This is a genomic window from Pseudomonas parafulva (genome assembly GCF_002021815.1).
In the GTDB taxonomy this organism is placed as follows: Bacteria; Pseudomonadota; Gammaproteobacteria; order Pseudomonadales; family Pseudomonadaceae; genus Aquipseudomonas; species Aquipseudomonas parafulva_B.
On sequence record NZ_CP019952.1, the window covers coordinates 4,660,719 to 4,681,364 of the forward strand.

General features: G+C 58.9%; 20 protein-coding genes. 11 read left to right on the forward strand and 9 right to left on the reverse strand.

Annotated features, from left to right (window positions below; genetic code table 11):
• Window positions 1-64 precede the first annotated feature (64 nt).
• Genes B2J77_RS21100 through B2J77_RS21110 form a run of 3 tightly spaced genes read left to right on the forward strand, consistent with a single transcriptional unit; the run spans window position 65 to window position 1,831 of the window.
• Complete coding sequence (locus B2J77_RS21100; protein WP_078479364.1) at window positions 65-694, forward strand: FMN-binding negative transcriptional regulator; 630 nt, start codon at window positions 65-67, stop codon at window positions 692-694.
• Window positions 695-705: 11 nt separating this feature from the next.
• The gene (locus B2J77_RS21105) at window positions 706-1,152 is read left to right on the forward strand and encodes a GNAT family N-acetyltransferase (protein ID WP_058638792.1); all 447 of its coding nucleotides are present in this window, start codon (window positions 706-708) and stop codon (window positions 1,150-1,152) included.
• A gap of 7 nt (window positions 1,153-1,159) precedes the next feature.
• Window positions 1,160-1,831, forward strand: coding sequence for a GNAT family N-acetyltransferase (locus B2J77_RS21110; RefSeq protein ID WP_058638791.1), 672 nt, complete (start codon window positions 1,160-1,162; stop codon window positions 1,829-1,831).
• A 181-nt stretch (window positions 1,832-2,012) separates the two neighbouring features.
• Here the strand turns inward: B2J77_RS21110 and oadA are convergent, their stop codons facing one another.
• Window positions 2,013-3,821, reverse strand: coding sequence for a sodium-extruding oxaloacetate decarboxylase subunit alpha (gene oadA / locus B2J77_RS21115; protein WP_058638790.1), 1,809 nt, complete (start codon window positions 3,819-3,821; stop codon window positions 2,013-2,015).
• Window positions 3,822-3,919: 98 nt separating this feature from the next.
• Window positions 3,920-5,335 (reverse strand): acetyl-CoA carboxylase biotin carboxylase subunit, encoded by a 1,416-nt coding sequence (locus B2J77_RS21120; protein WP_058602736.1) that lies wholly within the window; start codon window positions 5,333-5,335, stop codon window positions 3,920-3,922.
• A gap of 190 nt (window positions 5,336-5,525) precedes the next feature.
• Here B2J77_RS21120 and B2J77_RS21125 point away from each other — a divergent pair, with 190 nt between their 5' ends.
• Complete coding sequence (locus B2J77_RS21125; protein ID WP_078479365.1) at window positions 5,526-6,488, forward strand: LysR family transcriptional regulator; 963 nt, start codon at window positions 5,526-5,528, stop codon at window positions 6,486-6,488.
• On the opposite strand, the gene B2J77_RS21700 is transcribed toward B2J77_RS21125, so the two are convergent.
• Both B2J77_RS21700 and hexR read right to left on the reverse strand, forming a co-directional pair.
• Window positions 6,430-6,648 (reverse strand): PA3496 family putative envelope integrity protein, encoded by a 219-nt coding sequence (locus B2J77_RS21700; RefSeq protein ID WP_078479366.1) that lies wholly within the window; start codon window positions 6,646-6,648, stop codon window positions 6,430-6,432. The genes B2J77_RS21125 and B2J77_RS21700 overlap by 59 nt on opposite strands.
• Before the next feature lie 122 nt (window positions 6,649-6,770).
• On the reverse strand, window positions 6,771-7,637 hold the full coding sequence (gene hexR / locus B2J77_RS21135; RefSeq protein WP_023532857.1) for a transcriptional regulator HexR: 867 nt from the start codon (window positions 7,635-7,637) through the stop codon (window positions 6,771-6,773).
• A gap of 103 nt (window positions 7,638-7,740) precedes the next feature.
• Between hexR and zwf the strand changes: the two genes are divergently transcribed.
• The 5 genes from zwf to B2J77_RS21160 all read left to right on the forward strand — a co-directional run bounded on the left by zwf (window position 7,741) and on the right by B2J77_RS21160 (window position 13,613).
• Entirely contained in the window at window positions 7,741-9,183 is a 1,443-nt protein-coding gene (gene zwf, locus B2J77_RS21140) for a glucose-6-phosphate dehydrogenase (protein ID WP_078479367.1), read from the forward strand.
• 84 nt (window positions 9,184-9,267) lie between these two features.
• On the forward strand, window positions 9,268-9,582 hold the full coding sequence (locus tag B2J77_RS21145) for a hypothetical protein (RefSeq protein WP_058638788.1): 315 nt from the start codon (window positions 9,268-9,270) through the stop codon (window positions 9,580-9,582).
• Window positions 9,583-9,719: 137 nt separating this feature from the next.
• Complete coding sequence (gene uvrD, locus B2J77_RS21150) at window positions 9,720-11,906, forward strand: DNA helicase II (protein ID WP_058638787.1); 2,187 nt, start codon at window positions 9,720-9,722, stop codon at window positions 11,904-11,906.
• A gap of 167 nt (window positions 11,907-12,073) precedes the next feature.
• The gene (locus tag B2J77_RS21155) at window positions 12,074-12,928 is read left to right on the forward strand and encodes a Tim44 domain-containing protein (protein WP_058602732.1); all 855 of its coding nucleotides are present in this window, start codon (window positions 12,074-12,076) and stop codon (window positions 12,926-12,928) included.
• Between the two features lie 277 nt (window positions 12,929-13,205).
• Window positions 13,206-13,613, forward strand: coding sequence for an SMI1/KNR4 family protein (locus B2J77_RS21160; protein ID WP_023532298.1), 408 nt, complete (start codon window positions 13,206-13,208; stop codon window positions 13,611-13,613).
• A 75-nt stretch (window positions 13,614-13,688) separates the two neighbouring features.
• Here B2J77_RS21160 and B2J77_RS21165 read toward each other — a convergent pair whose 3' ends face one another.
• The gene (locus tag B2J77_RS21165) at window positions 13,689-15,449 is read right to left on the reverse strand and encodes a cation:proton antiporter (protein ID WP_058638786.1); all 1,761 of its coding nucleotides are present in this window, start codon (window positions 15,447-15,449) and stop codon (window positions 13,689-13,691) included.
• A gap of 330 nt (window positions 15,450-15,779) precedes the next feature.
• Between B2J77_RS21165 and B2J77_RS21170 the strand changes: the two genes are divergently transcribed.
• Entirely contained in the window at window positions 15,780-16,265 is a 486-nt protein-coding gene (locus B2J77_RS21170; RefSeq protein WP_023532667.1) for an acyl-CoA thioesterase, read from the forward strand.
• On the opposite strand, the gene pdxY is transcribed toward B2J77_RS21170, so the two are convergent.
• Window positions 16,262-17,134 (reverse strand): pyridoxal kinase PdxY, encoded by an 873-nt coding sequence (pdxY, locus tag B2J77_RS21175; RefSeq protein WP_058638785.1) that lies wholly within the window; start codon window positions 17,132-17,134, stop codon window positions 16,262-16,264. The genes B2J77_RS21170 and pdxY overlap by 4 nt on opposite strands.
• Window positions 17,135-17,253: 119 nt before the next feature.
• Between pdxY and B2J77_RS21180 the strand changes: the two genes are divergently transcribed.
• Window positions 17,254-17,646 (forward strand): DUF3301 domain-containing protein, encoded by a 393-nt coding sequence (locus tag B2J77_RS21180; protein WP_058602729.1) that lies wholly within the window; start codon window positions 17,254-17,256, stop codon window positions 17,644-17,646.
• On the opposite strand, the gene B2J77_RS21185 is transcribed toward B2J77_RS21180, so the two are convergent.
• From B2J77_RS21185 to zigA, 3 genes are read right to left on the reverse strand one after another with little or no spacing between them, the layout of a single operon-like run.
• On the reverse strand, window positions 17,647-18,618 hold the full coding sequence (locus B2J77_RS21185; RefSeq protein WP_078479368.1) for a CobW family GTP-binding protein: 972 nt from the start codon (window positions 18,616-18,618) through the stop codon (window positions 17,647-17,649).
• Window positions 18,619-18,658: 40 nt separating this feature from the next.
• The gene (locus B2J77_RS21190; RefSeq protein WP_267128931.1) at window positions 18,659-19,279 is read right to left on the reverse strand and encodes a DUF1826 domain-containing protein; all 621 of its coding nucleotides are present in this window, start codon (window positions 19,277-19,279) and stop codon (window positions 18,659-18,661) included.
• Complete coding sequence (zigA, locus tag B2J77_RS21195; RefSeq protein ID WP_078479369.1) at window positions 19,276-20,484, reverse strand: zinc metallochaperone GTPase ZigA; 1,209 nt, start codon at window positions 20,482-20,484, stop codon at window positions 19,276-19,278. Before zigA ends, B2J77_RS21190 begins: the two co-directional genes overlap by 4 nt.
• Window positions 20,485-20,646 lie beyond the last annotated feature (162 nt).

Genomic DNA, 20,646 nt, shown 5'->3' on the forward strand with positions numbered 1-20,646 from the left:
TAATGGCTCTTACCCAGAACCAATAGCCTGCTTAGGATGGCACCATTGCACAAGGAAACCGAGCATGTACAACAGCAAACCTCACCAGGAAGACGACCTCGGCCGCCTGCATCAGCATATGCTCGATACCCGCCTGGCCGTGCTGGTCAGCCAAGGAGAACAAGGCTTGTTGGCCACACACCTGCCGGTGCTGGTCGATACCGGCGAAGGCAAGCTAGGGACCGTCTATGCGCACCTGGCACGGGCCAACCGCCAATGGGAGGACCTGGCACAAGGTGGCGAAGCCCTGCTGGTCTTCCCCGGCGCCGATGCCTATGTCAGCCCCGGATACTACCCAAGCAAAGCCGATAACCCCAAGGTCGTGCCGACCTGGAACTACCTGGCAGTACACGCTTATGGTCCGGCCGAGATAATCCAAGACCCAGCAGCGTTGCTGACTATCGTCAGCCGCCTGACCGAGCGCCACGAACAAGGCCGCAACGAGCCATGGAGCGTCACCGACGCCCCGGCTGACTACCTCGACGGCATGCTCCGCGCCATCGTCGGTATCCGCCTGCCCATCGCCCGCCTGCAAGGTGCGCGCAAGCTCAGCCAGAACCGCTCCAAACAAGACATCGCCGGCGTGCGCGAAGGCCTGACCGCCAGCCCCGATCAACTGGATAACCAACTCGCAGCGCACATGCGCCAGCTTTGAAGGAATAGCCCATGCCCAGCGTTACCCTGCGCCCTGTCACCGCTCAAGATCACGCCGCCTGGCACGCCCTGTGGCAAGCCTACCTGCACTTCTACGAAACCGAGTTGGCAGATGACGTCAGCCTGAGCACCTGGCAGCGCCTGCTCGACCCGAGTGAGCCGACCCATTCGGCACTGGCCTGGGTGGATGGCAAGGCGGTGGGGATGGTCAACTTCATCTACCATCGTTCCAACTGGAGCATCGAGAACTCCTGCTACCTACAGGACCTGTACGTCGACAGCGCGCAGCGTGGTCTGGGCGTTGGTCGCCAGCTGATCGAGCACGTCTACACCACAGCCAAGGGCGATAACTGCATTAAGGTGCACTGGCTGACCCACGAAACCAACGCCACCGCCGTCAGCCTGTATCAGCAGGTTGCCGAGCGCTCGGGCTTTATCCAATTTCGCAAAGGCTTGTAGGCTGAACATGACAGACGCATTGAACTGGAAACCCGCCGCAACGCCCCAGGCCGAGCCCATCGAGGGCCGCTTCATCCGCCTGGAAAAGCTCCACCCTGCGCGCCATGGCGACGACCTCTGGGAAGTGCTGCAGGGCCCAACCGCCGACCCGGTGCTATGGGACTACCTGCCTTATGGCCCGTTCACCGAGCGTGCCGCCTTCGACCGCTGGCTGGACGGCAACGCCGCAGGCCGCGACCCGCTGTTCTACACCGTCATCGACCGTACCACCGGCCAGGCTCAGGGCATTCTCAGCCTGATGTCGATTGTGCCCGACCACGGCCGGATCGAAATCGGCCACATCGCCTTCGGCGCCGCCATGCAGCGCACCCCTAAGGGCACCGAGGCGGTGTACCTGCTGGGTAAGCTGAGCTTCGAACTGGGCAACCGCCGGCTGGAGTGGAAGTGCAACAACGCCAACGCCCGCTCCAAGCGCGCGGCAGAGCGCTTTGGTTTCACCTTCGAAGGGGTGTTCCGCAAGCACTTGGTGGTGAAGGACCACAACCGCGATACGGCCTGGTATTCGATTACCGATGATGAGTGGCCGCAGGTGGCTACCGGGTTTGAGCGGTGGTTGAGTGATGAGAATCAACAGCCAGAGGGCCAAGTAGAAACCCTCGAGGCTTGCCGCAAAGACTGATTTTTGCGCTGGCTTCACCGGCCCTATCGCCGGCAAGCCAGCTTCCACAGGATTAACTCGATGTCGGAACCTGCGGCGATCCTATGGGAGCGGGTTACCCGCGAAGATGCCGGTGAATCCAGCAAAGAAAAAGGGGAGCATCCGCTCCCCCAAGGTAAACCGCTTATAGATTAGGGTCTACTCAGCCCTCGATCTCGATCAGGATCTCACCCGGCGTGACACGGTCGCCCTTGGCCACGTGGATTGCCACGACCTTGCCGGCTATGGCCGCCTGCACTTCTGTCTCCATCTTCATGGCTTCGGTGATCAGTACGGCCTGGCCGGCCTTGACCATGTCACCCTCCTTGACCAGCACATCGACAATGTTGCCGGGCATGTTGGTACTCACGTGACCCGGCTCGCTAGCCTGCTTGCGCTTGCTGCCGCCGCCGCCAACGAACTCGTTAAGGGGTTCGAACACCACTTCTTCCGGCATGCCGTCGATCGACAGGTAGAAGTGGCGCTTGCCTTCGGCTTTCACACCAACGCCAGTGATGTCGACGCGGTAGGTTTCACCGTGCACGTCGATGACGAACTCGGTCGGGACGCCTTCACCGCCTGGCGCAGAAACGGCGCCAGCCTCCGGAATTGGCAACAACGCTTCCGGGGTAAGGGTGCCGGCTTCGCGTTCTTCGAGGAACTTGCGACCAATGTCCGGGAACATGGCAAAGGTCAGCACGTCCTCTTCGCAACGGGCCAAGGCACCGATGTCGGCACGCAGCTTGGTCATCTCTGGCTTGAGCAGGTCGGCCGGGCGCACGTCGATCACTTCTTCGCTGCCGATCGCCTGGCGGCGCAGCTGCTCGTTGACCACGCCAGGGGCTTTACCGTAACCGCCTTGCAGGTACAGCTTCACTTCGTTGGTGATGGTCTTGTAGCGCTCGCCGGCCAGCACATTGAAGAACGCCTGGGTGCCAACGATTTGCGAGGTCGGCGTCACCAGCGGCGGGAAGCCGAGGTCTTCACGCACACGCGGGATCTCTGCCAGCACTTCGTTCATGCGGTTGAGCGCGCCCTGCTCTTTCAGCTGGTTGGCCAGGTTGGAAATCATGCCACCCGGCACCTGGTTGACCTGCACGCGGGTATCCACGGCGGTGAACTCGCTTTCGAACTGGTGGTACTTCTTGCGCACGGCGTAGAAGTACAAGCCGATTTCCTGCAGCAGTTCCAGGTCCAGGCCGGTGTCGAACTCGCTACCCTTGAGCGCAGCAACCATCGACTCGGTACCCGGGTGGCTGGTGCCCCAGGCGAAGCTGGAGATGGCGGTATCGATGTGGTCGGCGCCGTTTTCCACAGCCTTGAGCTGACACATGGCGGCCAGGCCGGCGGTGTCGTGCGAGTGAATGAAGACAGGCAGCGATTGCTCGGCTTTGAGCGCCTTGACCAACTCGCCCGTGGCAAACGGGGTCAACAGGCCGGCCATGTCCTTGATGGCGATCGAGTCGCAACCCATGGCCTCCATTTGCTTGGCCTGGTTCACGAACGCCTCGATGGTGTGCACCGGGCTGGTGGTGTAGGCGATGGTCCCCTGGGCGTGCTTGCCCGAGGCTTTGACCGCCTCGATGGCCACACGCAGGTTACGCACATCGTTCATGGCGTCGAAGATGCGGAATACGTCGATGCCATTGACGGCGGCCTTGGCGACGAATGCCCTGACCACATCGTCGCTGTAGTGACGGTAACCCAGCAGGTTCTGGCCGCGCAGCAGCATTTGCAGGCGCGTGTTGGGCAGTGCTGCACGCAGTTTGCGCAGGCGCTCCCACGGGTCTTCCTTCAGAAAGCGCACGCAGGCATCGAAGGTGGCGCCCCCCCAGACTTCCAGCGACCAATAACCGACCTTGTCGAGTTTCTCGCAGATCGGCAGCATGTCTTCGGTGCGCATACGGGTGGCCAGCAGAGACTGGTGGGCGTCGCGCAGGATCGTATCGGTTACGTGAATCTTCTTGGACATTGTTATCTCCTCGTCGCGGCAAGCTTCACGCCTCAGCCGGCCTGCACAGACGCGTTGGCGCTGGCTGGCAATCTGGGTTTGGCAGCTTGCTGCTGTATTCAAATGCCTGCGTGGGCGGCGATGGCGGCAGCGATGGCCAGGGCCAGCTCTTCGGGTTTGCGCTTGATCGAATAGTTGGTCAGTTCCGGGTGGGTCTCAACGAAGCTGGTATTGAACTGACCGCTACGGAATTCCGGATTACGCAGGATTTCCTGGTAATACGCCGCAGTGGTCTTGACCCCTTGTACACGCATGTCATCCAAGGCCCGCAGGCCGCGATCCATGGCCTCTTCCCACGTCAATGCCCACACCACCAGCTTCAGGCACATCGAGTCGTAGAACGGTGGAATGGTGTAGCCGGTGTAAATGGCGGTATCGGTACGCACACCGGGGCCACCTGGCGCGTAATAACGAGTGATCTTGCCAAAGCTGGGCAGGAAGTTGTTCTTCGGGTCTTCGGCATTGATGCGAAACTGCAGGGCGTAACCACGGTGCTGGATATCTTCCTGCTTCACCGACAAAGGCAGGCCCGATGCGATGCGGATCTGCTCACGCACGATATCGATACCGGTAATTTCCTCGGTGATGGTGTGCTCGACCTGCACGCGTGTGTTCATTTCCATGAAATACACTTCGCCATCGGCCAGCAGAAACTCAACGGTACCGGCGTTCTCGTAGTCCACCGCCTTGGCTGCACGTACTGCCAAGTCGCCGATGTACGCGCGTTGCTCTGGGGTAAGTTGCGGGCTCGGTGCAATTTCGATGAGCTTCTGGTTACGGCGTTGGATGGAGCAGTCGCGCTCGAACAAGTGCACGACATTGCCGAAGCTGTCGCCGAGAATCTGCGCCTCGATGTGCTTAGGGTTGACGATGCACTTTTCCAGGAACACTTCTGCCGAACCGAATGCCTTGGTGGCCTCGGAAATCACGCGCGGGAAGTTCTGCTCCAACTCTTCGCGACTGTTGCAGCGGCGAATACCACGGCCGCCACCACCCGACGTCGCCTTGAGCATTACTGGGTAACCAATACGATCGCCTTCACTGAGCGCCTCGTGAATGTCGGCGACGTTGCCCTCTGTGCCTGGGGTGACCGGAACGCCCGCGGCGATCATGGTGCGGCGCGCTTCGGTCTTGTCGCCCATGCGGCGAATGACGTCGGCAGCAGGCCCGATGAACTTGACCCCGCGCTCGGCGCAGATCTCGGCCAACTCCGCATTTTCCGAGAGAAAGCCATAGCCCGGGTGCAAGGCATCGCAGCCCGTTTCCACTGCCAGGTTCACCAACTTGCGAGGATTCAAATACCCGGCCAGTGGCTCTGCGCCAATGCTGTAGGCTTCGTCTGCACGCTTTACATGCAGCGCGTGCCGGTCGGCGTCGGAAAAGATCGCTACCGAGCGGATGCCCATTTCGGCGCAAGCGCGCACGATCCGAACTGCAATTTCACCTCGGTTGGCGATCAGGATTTTTTTTATCACTGGATTCTTCCCAAAGCCGTATGAACAGTCGACACGGTTCTACCGGTCGGCGCGTGGCCCGTTATTGTTCAGCCAGTCGCAGATTCACCCTAGCGCTGTAGGTCGATAAACAAAAATCAATATTTGTTAGGGGCAGTATTAGCAAAAGCTTATAGTGAAGTTACAAGGTATTGCCGACGAGTCGAATAAAATGCGTAAGTCCTTGATGCGTATGACATTGCGTCAATTGCAGGTCTTCAATGAGGTGTGTGATCTTCGCTCATATAGCCGCGCGGCCGAAGAGATGGCGCTCACGCAACCCGCCGTTAGTCTACAGATCCGTCAACTCGAAGAGCTGATTGGCCAGCCGTTGTTCGAATACGTGGGCAAGAAGTTGTACCTCACGGAAGCCGCCGAAGCGCTGCAACGTGCCAGTCACGACATCTTCGGGCGGCTGGAGAGCCTGGATATGCAGTTGTCGGACATGCAGGGGTCGTTGCAAGGGCAGTTGAAGCTGGCGATCGAGTCCAGCGCCAAGTATTTCGTGCCGCATCTGTTCGCGGCATTCAAGCGGCGGCACCCGGAAGTCAACCTGACCTTGACCGTCGTCAACCGGGCACAGGCCATCAGGCGACTGTCCGATAACCGTGATGACCTGATCATCATGTCCATGGTGCCGCAGGACATGGGGCTGGACTTCCTGCCGTTCCTGAATAACCCGATCATCGCCGTCGCGCCGCCTGAGCATGCCCTGTGTAGGCTGCCGCGGCTGCGCCTGCAAGACCTCGAGCCCCATACGCTGCTGATACGCGAACAAGGCTCAGGCACCCGCAAGGCTTGCGAGGAGTATTTCAAGGAAAAGCGCGTGCATTTCACCCAAACCCTCGAAGTGGCTTCGGCCGATGCCCAGCGTGAATGCGTGATAGCCGGGTTGGGTATCGCATTGTTGACCCGCCATGCCGTGAACATGGAGCTGGCCACGGAAAACCTGGTAGAACTGCCTGTCGAGGAGTTGCCGCTGTACCGCAGCTGGTGCGTGGTTCAATCCAAGGCCAAGCGACAATCGCCGGTCGCACTCGCCTTTCAGGCCTTCATACGCAGCGAGCGGTCATTGATCAGCGCATTGGTCGAGCGTTTTTCGGGTCAGTCGTCGCTGCTGCCTGCCAGGCAGTGAGCCCTTCGAAGTCAGGATAATCAGCGACATCACGCAAGAGTTGCCGTTGGTCACAGTAACTTTCGATAGCGCGGCGGTACTCCATGCGTCGCTGGTCCTTTTCCTGCTGTTTGCGAGCCTTGGCGTTGGGTTGGTAGATGCCGTCGTGGTCACGAGCCATTGCCTGATTCCCGGGAAGGATGCGGAAGGCTCAGAATGACCCGATGGTTTTACCGTTTGAAGGCGCGATGATGACAGCGTCGTGAACGATGATGGCGCCGTCCCGTGGAACCGAAGCAGGCTTCAGTCGTCATGGGCTTTGATCGACTTGGGCGACAGTCGCAGGCTACGCAGGCTGCGCTTGACGCTCTTGAGGTGATTGACCAAGCTTGGACCGCGCGCCATGGCAACGCCCATGGCCAGCACGTCGATGACCACCAGGTGAGCAATGCGCGAGGTCAGAGGCGTATAGATCTCGGTGTCTTCATGAACGTCGATGGCCAGGTTGACCGTGGACAGCTCGGCCAGCGGGGTCTGGCTGGGGCACAACGTGATCAGGTTGGCGCCGCTTTCACGGACCAGGTTGGCCGTGATCAGCAAGTCCTTCGAGCGGCCTGATTGCGAAATGCACACCGCTACGTCGCCAGGCTTGAGCGTCACGGCGGACATCGCCTGCATGTGCGGGTCAGAGTACGCCGCCGCGCTGAGCAGCAAACGGAAGAACTTGTGCTGGGCATCGGCTGCCACGGCCCCGGACGCGCCGAAACCATAGAACTCCACACGCTGCGCCTGCGCCATGGCGCTGACGGCCTGCTGAAGCGCCTGTGGGTCAAGGTGCTCGCGCACCTCCATCAAGGTATGCAGGGTCGTGTCGAAGATCTTGAGGCTGTAATCGGCGACGGAGTCGTCTTCATGAATAGCAAACTGACCAAAACTAGCCCCGGCGGCCAGGCTCTGCGCCAGTTTCAACTTCAGGTCTTGAAACCCCGAGCACCCGATAGCCCTGCAGAAACGAACGATGGTCGGTTCACTGATACCGACGCTATGTGCCAGGTCAGCCATCGAACTGTGCATGACGGCGGCCGGGTCCAGCAGCACGTGATCGGCCACTTTCAGTTCCGATTTGCGCAGCAGGTGGCGCGATTGGGCGATGTGTTGCAACAGATTCACGGGCTGGACTCGGTTATGATCGGCTGGCCGGGTTGTAGCTTTCTTGTAGTTATACTACATGGACGGCAACCCGCCCAGTTAAACGAACGTGGAGCGTGGTGGTTTGACTATTCCTTGCGACATTCTGGTCTTTGGCGGCACGGGCGACCTGGCCCTGCACAAGTTGCTGCCCGCGCTCTACCACTTGTTTCGTGACAATCGCCTCGACCCTGCCGTGCGGGTAATCGCCCTGGCTCGGCGCCCTCTGCCGCGCAGTGACTACCTCAAGCTTGCAGAGCGGCATTGCCGGGCACAGATCGCTCTTCGCGACTTTGACGAAGACATCTGGCGACGCTTTTGTGCCCGGGTCGATTACTTCGCGATGGATGCGACCCAGAGTGCTGATTTCGTTCGGCTGGCACGCTACCTGGGCGAGCCCGGGGGCTTGATGCGCGTGTTCTATCTCGCCACCGCGCCTTCGCTGTTCGCGCCCATTGCCAGCCATTTGCATACCGCAGGGCTGGCCGACAGCGAAGCGCGTATTGTGCTCGAGAAACCGATCGGGCACTCCTTGTTGTCGGCCACTGCCATCAATGAAGCGATCGGAGCGGTGTTCGAAGAGCGGCAGGTGTTCCGTATCGATCACTACTTGGGCAAGGAAGCCGTCCAGAACCTTATGGCCTTGCGCTTTGCCAACGCACTCCTTGAGCCGGTGTGGCGCAATGGGCAGGTCGATCACGTGCAGATCAGTGTCGGTGAGACCTTGGGCGTGGAGAACCGTGGTGGCTACTACGACCGAGCAGGGGCCATGCGCGACATGCTGCAGAACCATCTGCTCCAGCTGCTCTGCCTGGTGGCCATGGAGCCGCCTGCGCAGTTCGAAGCCGAGGCCGTGCGTGATGAGAAAGTGCGAATTCTCCGAGCGCTTCAGCCGATTACCGGACAAGACGTCCAGGAGAAAACTGTTCGTGGCCAGTACGGGGCCGGATATATCGGCGGTCAGGAGGTAGGCGCGTATTACTTTGAAAAGGACGTCGATAACGACAGTGATACCGAAACCTTCGTCGCCATCGAAGTGCACATCGACAACTGGCGCTGGGCTGGCGTGCCCTTCTACTTGCGCACGGGCAAGCGCATGGCCCGGCGCTCCTCGCAGATCGTCATCCAGTTCAAACCTGTACCGCATGCGCTGTTCGAGGGTGGCCAGGTCAACCAGCTGTTGATTCAGTTACAGCCAGACGAGCGCATCAGCCTGCGCATGATGACCAAGATCCCCGGCAAGGGCATGCGCCTGGAGCCGGTCGACCTGGACCTGAACCTGGCCCAGGTCTTCAGCAAGACACGTCGCTGGGAAGCCTACGAACGTTTGTTGCTGGACGTGCTGGAAGGCGACTCGACCCTGTTCATGCGACGCGATGAGGTCGAAGCCGCCTGGGCGTGGGTGGATCCCATCATCAAGGGCTGGGAAGCGCATTTCCAGACTCCGCGCTCGTACCCTGCCGGGAGTAATGGTCCTGAGCAGGCCAACAGCCTGCTCGCCCGCCATGGCAGAAACTGGCACGGGTGAAGCGTTGCCCAATCGTAGCCCAGCTTTGATACGGAGACAGTAGCGATGCGCATATGCGCTACTTTCACCATCAAGGAGGCTCCCATGAGCACACTCAAAGACTTCGTTGCTTACAACCAGACCGCAGGCGGTCAGAAATCCTTCCGGGTTCACGGTGTCGTCACCGTGCCAAGTCCGGCGTTCGAGCCGGTACTAGTCGAGCCGGCAATTCGCCACCGGGGCGGCTGGGAGGTTCTGCAACTCAAGCTGGTGGACACTGGGGTCATCGCCAATGCTGTATTGACCGAGAAGACTGTCGAATACCTGCGTGAAGGGCCGTGTGTTTTCAAGATGCTGGAGATCATCCATGCAGATGGCAGCCTGCGCATCGCAATCGAAGACCTCCAGGCGCTCGACTGATGTAGCCAGCCAGTGCGCCAAAGATGGCGCCCTGGTGTGACCCAGGCGCCCTTGTCGCGATGAACGGCAGGGGCCCAAGGTGAATATTCATACAGTAGATGTTTGCCCCTGGCTCAGCGTCCCCCTAGAATGGCGAGATGAGCACAGATGACCTTTCCCTCCTGCTGAATTCCCTCAATGATGCCCAACGCCAGGCTGTAGCGGCTTCGGTCGGGCGTCAACTGGTGCTTGCTGGCGCCGGTTCCGGTAAAACCCGTGTGCTGGTGCATCGCATCGCCTGGCTAATCCAGGTGGAGCAGGCATCCCCGCACTCGATCCTGTCGGTGACCTTCACCAACAAGGCTGCTGCTGAAATGCGCCACCGGATCGAGCAATTGTTGGGCATCAACCCTGCAGGGATGTGGGTGGGGACATTCCACGGTCTGGCGCATCGGCTGTTGCGTGCCCACTGGCAGGAAGCGGGGCTAGTGCAGAACTTCCAGATTCTCGACAGCGACGATCAGCAGCGCCTGGTTAAACGGGTGATGCGCGAGCTGGGGCTGGACGAACAGAAGTGGCCGGCACGCCAGGCCCAATGGTTCATCAACGGCCAGAAAGACGAAGGCCTGCGCCCGCAGCACATTCAGCCAGGTGGCGACCTGTTCCTGACCACCATGCGCGATGTCTACACCGCGTACGAGCAGGCCTGCGAGCGCGCCGGTGTCATCGATTTTTCCGAGTTGCTGCTGCGCGCCCTGGATTTGTGGCGCGATCACCCAGGCCTGTTGGCCCACTACCAACGCCGCTTCCGTCACGTGCTGGTCGATGAGTTCCAGGATACCAACGCCGTGCAGTACGCCTGGCTGCGTCTGCTGGCCCGTGGTGGCGACAGCCTGATGGCGGTGGGGGACGACGATCAGTCGATTTACGGCTGGCGCGGCGCCAAGATCGAGAACATCCACCAGTACACGGCCGACTTCCCAGATGCCGAGTTGATCCGCCTGGAGCAGAACTACCGCTCCACCGGGGGCATCCTCAAGGCTGCCAACGCCCTGATTGCCAATAACAGCGGGCGCCTGGGCAAGGAATTGTGGACTGACATGGGTGAAGGTGAACCCATTACGCTGTACGCCGCCTACAACGAACACGACGAAGCACGCTATGTGGTCGAGACCATTGAAAGCCTGATCAAGCAAGGCAACGCGCGTGACGAAATCGCTATTCTGTATCGCTCGAACGCCCAGTCACGGGTGCTCGAGGAAGCCTTGCTGCGCGAGCGGATTCCCTACCGTATCTATGGTGGCCAGCGCTTCTTCGAGCGTGCAGAGATCAAGAATGCAATGGCCTACCTGCGCCTGATTGAAGGTCGCGGCAACGATGCGGCGCTGGAACGCGTGATCAACGTGCCGCCGCGCGGCATTGGCGAGAAAACCGTCGAGGCCATTCGCGAGCATGCACGTCACAGCCAGGTATCGATGTGGCAGGCGATGTGCCAGCTCATCGCCGCAAAAGCGCTCAAGGGCCGGGCTGCCAGCGCGCTGGGTGCGTTCATCGAGCTGATTGACGGGCTTGCGGCCAAGGTCGAAGACATGCCGCTGCATACCATGACGCAGACCACCATCGAACAGTCCGGGCTGATCATCTATCACCAGGAAGAAAAAGGTGAAAAGGGTCAGGCACGGGTGGAAAACCTTGAGGAACTGGTTAGCGCAGCGCGCAACTTCGAATCGACCGAAGAGGACGCCGACCTCTCCCCACTGTCCGCCTTCCTTGGTCACGCCTCGCTCGAAGCCGGCGACACGCAAGCTGACGAGCACGAGGACAGTGTGCAGCTGATGACCTTGCACAGTGCCAAAGGTCTGGAGTTCCCCTACGTGTTCCTGGTGGGCATGGAGGAAGGACTGTTCCCGCACAAGATGAGCCTGGAGGAGCCAGGTCGTCTTGAGGAAGAACGCCGCCTGGCCTACGTGGGCATTACCCGCGCCATGCGTCAGTTGGTCATGACGTATGCCGAGACAAGACGGCTCTACGGTAGTGAGACCTACAACAAGGTGTCTCGCTTCGTACGCGAGATTCCGGCTGGTCTGGTGCAGGAAGTACGTTTGTCGAACAGTGTCAGCCGCCCGTTCGGCACTCCGAAGACAGCCCTCAACAGCCACCTGTTTGCCAATGCGGATATCCCCGAAACCGCATTCAACCTCGGCCAGCGCGTGCAGCACTCCGTTTTCGGTGAAGGGGTCATCCTGAACTTCGAAGGCTCCGGGGCCCAGGCTCGTGTACAGGTCAACTTTGCCGAAGGCAGCAAATGGTTGATGGTGGGCTACGCCAAGCTTGAAGCAATCTGAGGACAGGCCGTCAGTCCAGGGGCGAACTCAAGTAGGAACGCCTGCGTCGTTGCCTGCTCAAATAAGTCATATCAAGCAAAAGCTCGAAACATTATGTCGCTGGTCATATGCCTTGGAACATGTGCACCATGACGCGCGTGCAATCCACAACAGGGGATATCCCATTTATGCAACGTTTTCTTAGCATCGCACTGGCGCTCTGCGTCGGCCTGACGCTGAGCCTGGACGCCAACGCCAAGCGATTTGGCGGCGGCAAGAGCGCTGGCTCCGCGCCTATTCACCAGACCCGTCAAGCTACGCCGAACACGCCTGCCGCCGCGCCGACCGCTCCTGGCCGCGCACCGGCCGCCGCCAGTGGTGCTTCGCGCTGGCTGGGCCCCCTGGCGGGCTTGGCCGCCGGTGGTCTGCTGGCATCCATGTTCATGGGTGACGGCTTCGAAGGCTTCCAGATCATGGACTTCCTGATCATCGCGCTCATCGCCTTCCTGGTGTTCCGCTTCATCGCCGCACGGCGACGTCAGCAGCAGCCGCACATGGCCATGCCTGGCAATGCCCCCATGCAACGTGAAGTGCATGGTCAGGCCGCACAGCCAAACATCTTCGGCGGTTCGGCTGCACCGGCGGCAGCGCCATCGCCTGTCATCAACGCGCCAGCCTGGTTCAACGAACAAAGCTTCCTGGCAGCTGCCCGTAACCACTTCCAGTCGCTGCAGCAGCACTGGGACGCCAATGAAATGGACAAGATCGCCGAGTTCGTTACCCCGCAGATGCTCGAGTTCCTTAAGCGCGAGCGTGCCGAGCTGGGTGATGGCTTCCAGTCCACTTACATCGACAACCTTGATGTACAGCTGGACGGCGTGGATGAGCGTGACGACCGTACTGACGCTACCCTCACCTTCCGTGGCGTATCGAAGAACTCGCGCTTCGACCAAGGTGAACAGTTCAGCGAGAGCTGGCACATGGTACGCGCCAAGGGCGAGAACCAGCCTTGGCTGGTCGCGGGTATCCGTCAGAACGGGTAATCCAGCTCTGCTATTCAAAGCAGTTGTTACGTGGGGCCGCTTCGCGGCCCCAACAATTCTGGCTCGCCGCAAGTATTCTTCAAAACAGTTAACCCTGTCCTGCTGTCCAAAAAAAACCTCGGGTTTGCCCCGTGATGCTGCTCACTTGGCGCTGCCCTGCGGCCCAACGATTACAAGTGAACAGTGTTCCGGGCCTCCCCGGGGTTTTTGCTTTTGCCATAGCGCACTACTAGGGTATAACCCGCAGCGTTGTCATCTAGGTCAGAGGAAGTGAATCGTGGAAGAAGTGATCGAACAACTCCGTGAAGCCAACGAGCCAGTACCGGTCCCCCTTGAGCTTCCAGACGAGGATCAGTTGGTTGAAATCGAAGAGCAGCTGTTCATCAACATTCCGTTCGTGTTCAAGGAATTTCTGCTGAACGTCAGCGACGTCGTCTATGGCTCGCTGGAACCTGTCACAGTGACTGACCCGCAGTCGCACACCTACCTTCCGGACGTTGCAGCAAATGCCTGGGACGCCGGGGTGCCTCGGGAACTGATTCCGCTGTGCCAGGACGGCGACAACTACTATTGCGTCGAGGAAGATGGCACCGTGGTGCTGTGGGATGCCGATGAGGAACTTGTCGGTGAGGACAGCTGGGAATCGGTTTGGCATTGGGCACGGGACGTCTGGCTAGAGAGCTGATCAGGCTCACCCTCACCTCGGTCTAAGGACCTTGCGGGCCGTGAGCACGGCCCGCCTGCAGCGTTCGCCACAGGGTCAGTGGCCGTTGTCCCGGTTGTTCTCCAGCGTTTCCAGCAACGCAATCTGCATGCGTGTATGCACCCGGATGAACCAACGCCACAGCAAGGCGACCACCACCGCTGCCACTATGGCAATGATCAGCAGCAGTTCATTAGTGGGAAGAATGCTCGCCGACAACGCCGACAGCAGCAAAAAGATCACCAGCAGCGAAATCAGCGGAATGACTTCTGCAATCACGCGCCGTACGCGCTGAGTATGGCGCCCGGCCATTTCCGGTTTGACGCCCATCTCAGCCAGCAGCATCGATAGGGCCTTGAGTTTGCGGTAAGCCGCAATCAGAAATGGTAGCGAGAGCAGTAGCGCAGCCCCCCAGATCACCGCCTTCTGCTGGCTCACATCGCTCACCCACTGACTGAGCCAAGTGCCAAGCCGCCCTGCGAAGTAACCGCCGCTGAAGAATATGGCGATGACCAATGCCAGGTTTACACCTACCTGCAACAGTATGCGCCGTATCATCGCCGCTACCATGGCACTCTGGCCCTGGGGTTGGATATTGCGCAGCCATTCCCCGTACAAGGACAGCACACGAGCCAGCCGCCCAGGCACTACGTTGCCCAGTTTTATCGACAGCGGATCAGCGGCGCGAATCAGATAGGGCGTCAGTAGCGTGGTGATGGCCGAGACGGCGACTGCCACCGGGTAGAGAAAGTCGCTGGTCACCTGCAGGGTCATCCCCAAGGCCGCAATGATGAAGGAAAACTCGCCAATCTGAGACAGGCCCATACCTACCCGCAACGACGTGCGCCCGTCGTTGCCAGCGATGAAAGCGCCCATTCCACAGGACAGCATCTTGCCCAATACAACGGCCAAGGTGATGACCAAAATCGGCCAGGCGTAGTCGACCAATACCTGCGGATCAATCATCAAACCGATCGCGACGAAGAATATAGCGCTGAACAAGTCCCTGACGGGTTCGATCAAACGCTCGATCTTCAGCAACTGCCGCGACTCGGCCATGATGGCACCAATCAGGAAGGCCCCCAGGACCATGCTGTATTCGAGTTTCACGACCAGCAGGCAAAAACCGAAGCACAGACCCAGCACTGTGATCAGCAGCATCTCGTTGCTTTCGAACTTGGCCACATAAGCCAGTACGCGCGGTACCAACAGAATGCCAATCACCAAGGCAACAATCATGAACAGCGACAGCTTGCCGACGGTTGAAAATACCTCTCCCGAACTGACGGTGCCGCTGACGGCGATACCCGAAAGCAATGCGATGATGCCGATACCCAGTATGTCTTCGACAATCAACACGCCGAATATCAGCTGTGCAAACCGTTCGTTCTTCATCTTCAGGTCATTGAGAGCCTTGACGATGATCGTGGTCGAGGAAATGGCGAGAATGGCGCCCAGAAACAAGGAGTCCATAGTGTTCCAGCCGAACCAACGCCCTATCTCGAAGCCGATCCAGATCATCAGCACAATTTCCAGAAAGGCGGCTATGAAGGCCGTGGCGCCCACTTTGAACAGCTTACGCAGACTGAACTCAAGGCCTAGGCAAAACATCAGGAAGATCACGCCGAGCTCGGCGAGGGTTTTGATGGTGTCTTCGTCGTGAATGAGACCGAAGGGGGGCGTGTGAGGGCCTATGATGAAACCGGCGACGATATAGCCGAGGACCACTGGCTGCTTGAAACGATGAAAAACAATGGTGACCACGCCTGCAACCAGCATGATGACCGCCAGGTCCTGAATGAAGCTGATGGCATGCATGACGTGATTCTCCTTCTCTCGTCTTGGGCTGTTCTACCAGGCAGACCGCGCCTGCGCCGAGGCGGGCCCAAGCAAGCAGCGAGTACACACTGTATTCATTGAAAGACTGCCCATGTTGCATGGGCGTACTCAGATTAACATCGCGTCTTCCCATGAACCGTCGATGCAATATGATGAAACAGATCGGCTGCTATAAGGCCGTCACTGGCGTAAACAGCGTGACGCCTCAAAGCATGGGAGCGTCCCGTTAAACGCAGGCTGCCGCCTCATCAGAACAGAGCCCCTGCTAGCCTTTGGCGCGATTGCGCGCAATCTTACCGTGAGCATTTTATGGAACCTGGAAACGCCCAACTGAGCATGACCGTCTTGATGACACCCGACATGGCGAATTTCTCTGGCAACGTACATGGCGGCACGCTGCTCAAGTACCTCGACGAAGTCGCGTATGCGTGTGCCAGCCGCTATGCAGGCTCCTATGTAGTCACGCTGTCAGTCGACCAGGTCATCTTTCGCGAGCCGGTGCATGTGGGCGAGTTGGTAACTTTCCTGGCGTCGGTGAACTACACCGGCAATACCTCCATGGAGGTCGGTATCAAGGTTGTTACCGAGAACATTCGTGAACGCTCGGTGCGCCATTCCAACAGCTGCTTTTTCACCATGGTGGCCGTGGACGATAATCGACGGCCAGTCTCGGTCCCGCCGCGCCAACCGCAGAGTAGCGAGGAGAAACGCCGATTCCTGCAAGGCCAGCAGCGACGGCAGATTCGCCAGGAACTGGAAAAACGCTACCAGAACCTGAAAACCGACGGCGTCTAAGCGCTCAACAGCCTCGCTTCAAAACGCACGCGCGGGTGGGCTATGCGGTCCTGGGCACGTATCAGCTGTAGCTCGTAACTGGCGCAGGCTTGAGTTTCCAGCAGTACTTCGTGTACGGCGGAGGCTGCAAACTCGAATGCCTGCTCCCAGCTGTCGCCAAGCAGTACCCGCGCCATGAACAGACCGGAAGTCAGGTCACCCACGCCCACCGGTTGCTTCGGGAAGGCCAGCAGTGGGCGGCGCAGGTGCCAGCTGTGTTCGGCAGTCACCAACAGCATCTCGAACTGGTCCTCTGCGCGTCCTGGGTAAGCCAGATGCTTGACCAGCACAACCTTGGGCCCTTTGAGCAAAAGACTGCGCGCCATGCCTACGCAATCCTCCAGTGATGCGGCGCGCCGGCCACAGAAGCTGTCTAGCTCCAGCTGGTTGGGGCACAGAATGTCAGCCTTGGTGATCGCTTGCTCCAGCAGAAACTGGCTGACCTGCGGCGATACGATGCACCCTTTCTCAGGGTGGCCCATGACCGGATCGCACAGGTACAAGGCCCGCGGGTTGACGGCCTTAATTCGCGCCACGCCTTCCAAAATCGCGCGCCCCTGTTCGGCACTGCCGAGGTAGCCCGAGAGCACGGCATCACACTCCCCCAGCTCACCGATGTTGGAAATGCCTTCCACCAACGCAGGAATTTGCGTTGGAGCAAGCACGTCTCCGCTCCACTGGCCATACTGGGTGTGATTGGAGAATTGCACCGTGTTGAGCGGCCACACATTGATGCCGACACGCTGCATGGGAAATACCGCAGCGCTGTTGCCGGCATGGCCGAACACCACATGGGACTGGATGGCGAGCAGGTGCGGGGTACGTTTCATGCGAGTCATTTCCAAAGCTGTTCAAGAATCATGCAACGCGCAGTATGAACGTGATTGCCACCTGTACGACAGGCCAGGGACGCAGTTAAGCTGGATCGATCTGTTTGGAGCCTACGCACATGTTGACCCTGGAGAATCTGTTTGTCCTGATGGTGATGGCCACGGCAGGCGCTTGGCTGTGGCATAACCACGGTCTGCGCGAGAAGGCCTTGGAAAGGGTCAAACAACATTGCGCCAAGCTTGACCTTCAGTTGCTGGATGACGCCGTCGCGCTCAAACGTATTGCCTTCGTGCGTGATGCCAATGGTCGCAAGCGCCTGGCACGCATTTACGGCTTCGAATTTACCGTGACGGGAGAGCAACGTCACCCTGGTACCGTGACCCAGTTCGGCGCGCACAGCGTGCAGATAGAGCTTGCACCCTACCCCTTCGAAATCAAGACGCCCCCGCGCGCGGACAATGTGATCGAAATGCAGCAGTGGCGCCAACAACATGACCGTTGGCACAACTGATCAAGGCATAAGGCACTCCTGCACGCGGGCTTGCAGCTCGTCCACAGGCTGAGGCCTTTCGAAAATCAACTCCAGGCGACTGTCGGCTGCCCATTCACTGGGCTGCCAAGGTGCCAACTCACCTTCCAGTGCATTGAAGGAGCGCCTTCCTTGTGCAGTGTTGATAACACCCTTGGCACGTCGCCACGTCAACGTCTTCAACAGCTCATCTACTGCCTGTGGATAAAAGCGCTGCGCGGGGTGCCAGCGCCAGCCTATGCTCCACCCATCCTCTCCTTGAAATACCTGGCATATCGGCTCACGCCGGTTCGTCCAAAGAGCCAGCGGTGCCTTTGGCAGATTGTCGACAATCCCGATATTGGTGTTAGGGCTGTCAACAATCTCGTTTTGATGAACAGGCAGGCATTTGAGAGGAAGCCGACCTTGGGTCGCCCATATCAGCCTTTTCCCTGAGAATTCTTTATTTATCAACAGCTTGAAATATTTATCCACAACCTCTGACTTATTGATAACTAGCGTTTCACAGGCTTCCAATGCCGCTGATTGTGCAGTTGGCAGTTGCTTGCCAATACGCAGAGACGCGGGTGTAGCAACGACTACTAACGGCTGAACTGTCAGCACATCGTGCCAAGGCGCCTGGGTCAATTGATCAAGCAATTGAAGGGGATGGCCCAGACCGGATGGTTCTATGAACAGCCTGTGCGGCTTGCACTGGCGCAGAAGCCTGCTCAGGCCTACCTGGAACGGCACCCCATTGACACAGCACAAACAGCCTCCTGCCACTTCGGCTATCGTGATGCCGTTCTGGCTTGTGGACAAAAGTGCCGCATCCAGTCCTACTGCCCCGAATTCGTTGACCAATACGGCCCAGCGTTCGTGATCAGGCTTCTGCTGAAGCAGGTGATGAATCAGTGTGGTCTTGCCGGCCCCCAGCGGGCCAGCAATGACATGGGTGGGAATATTGCGGAGCATGAGGGTTCTTCAAGCGAGCGATTTGCTCAACTATGCGCTGTCAGGCTAGCCAGTCAAGCGTGAGCAACAGCCGGGGTGGCCCTGAAGGGGATCGATGTACGACGCCTGCGCCTTCATTGCCCTCCCAGCGCTCGCCCTTGAATAACGCCACGTCACCAGCATTCAGGCGCATCACCTTATCCACAGCGGCATAGCCTGTGGACAATGCAGTTCGCGCCACTTCCTGCTCCGGCACATACTCACTACCCGGTCCCGCATACGTTGTAATCAGTCTCAGCGGAACGTTATCCACATGGAAACGTGGGCACATCGGACTGGTCAGCGCACGTACGCGCAAACCCACGCGACGCGCGCCAAGCAAGCAGCTATAAGCCGACACGAGCCATGTGACATCCGCGACGAAAGCGTTATAGCCGTGGATATCCACAGCCTCCTGCAGCAGCGCGTCGATCACTGGGACCTGATGCTCATCGACCTCGAGCACCCGCTGATCCGCTAACGATCCACCAAGCCCCGCCACAACTTCTGCAAAGTCGTGAAGCTGAGGCGGAAGTTGTCGCTGCCAGACAGCGAGATTGACACCGTCCTGCAGGACCTGCGCCATTGCCTGAGGAGTCTGGCCAAACACCTGACGGATATCCACAGCCTCTGGCTTACTCACGCGGCCACCCGCTCGTCCCAGGGGCCGAATGGATCGGGAAAACGCAGCCAGCCCATGGGCTCGAGTGCCATTTCTTCATCCGTCAACAGGCACTGTTCAAGAGCTGTGGATAATTGCGCCACATTCAGATTTTGACCTATGAACACTAACTCCTGCCGGCAGTCGCCAGTATCTGGCAACCAATGTTCAAGAATGGCTGCAACGTTATCCACATCCTCCGGCCACTGTTCGCGGGGTACGAAACACCACCAGCGACCAGCCAGACCATGGCGCATCATGCCGCCTGCCTGAGACCAACTGCCCGCTTCTTTATATTTGCTCGCCAACCAAAAGAACCCTTTAGAACGTAGTAACCGGCCATTACTCCAGGGCGTGTGGACAAAGTCATGGAACCGCTGCGGATGAAAAGGCCGCCGTGCGGTCCAGGTGGTCGCTTGGATGCCATATTCTTCTGTTTCCGGTGTGTGTTCACCGCGAAGCTCCTTCAACCAGCCGGGCGCTTGCTCTGCCTGGTCGAAGTCGAACAAGCCGGTGTTCAGAATCCTGGCAAGGGGAACCTGACCCATGACCATTGGAATGATCTGGGCTCGGCGGTTCAGGCTACGGAGGATGGCTGAAAGCTCTTCCCGTTCGGCCTGACTGACCAGATCGATTTTGCTCAACAGCAATACATCAGCAAACTCTACCTGCTCAATCAGCAAGTCGCTGATCGAGCGTTCATCGTCTTCTCCCAAAGTCTGGCCACTGCTTTCCAGGCTCTGCGCGGCTTGATAATCACGCATGAAGTTCAAGGCATCCACTACGGTGACCATAGTGTCGAGACGCGCCAGATCCGACAGGCTGCGGCCTTGCTCATCACGGAAGGTAAAGGTTTCAGCCACAGGCAGAGGTTCTGAGATACCAGTCGATTCAATCAGCAGGTAATCGAAGCGCCCCGCCTCGGCCAGGCGTGCAACCTCTTCAAGCAGATCTTCACGCAGCGTGCAGCAGATGCAGCCATTGCTCATCTCCACCAGCTTTTCTTCGGCCCGGTTAAGGGTGACATTGCGCTGGACTTCGCTGGCGTCAATGTTGATCTCACTCATGTCATTGACGATGACCGCGACACGAAGATCTTCGCGATTGCGCAGAACATGGTTGAGAAGCGTGCTTTTCCCTGCGCCCAAAAACCCGGAGAGCACAGTGACAGGAAGACGATTGGACATGGCAAAACCTCATCACACAGGCGCATTCGAAACGATGCATTGCATAATGTTATAAAGTAACAATACAATTTAGCCAAGTGGTTCCTGACGAGAGCTCTGTGTAATGAATAGAAAACGACCAGCCCATTTCACGGCGCATTGCTGACGACTCAGCCGCTACCT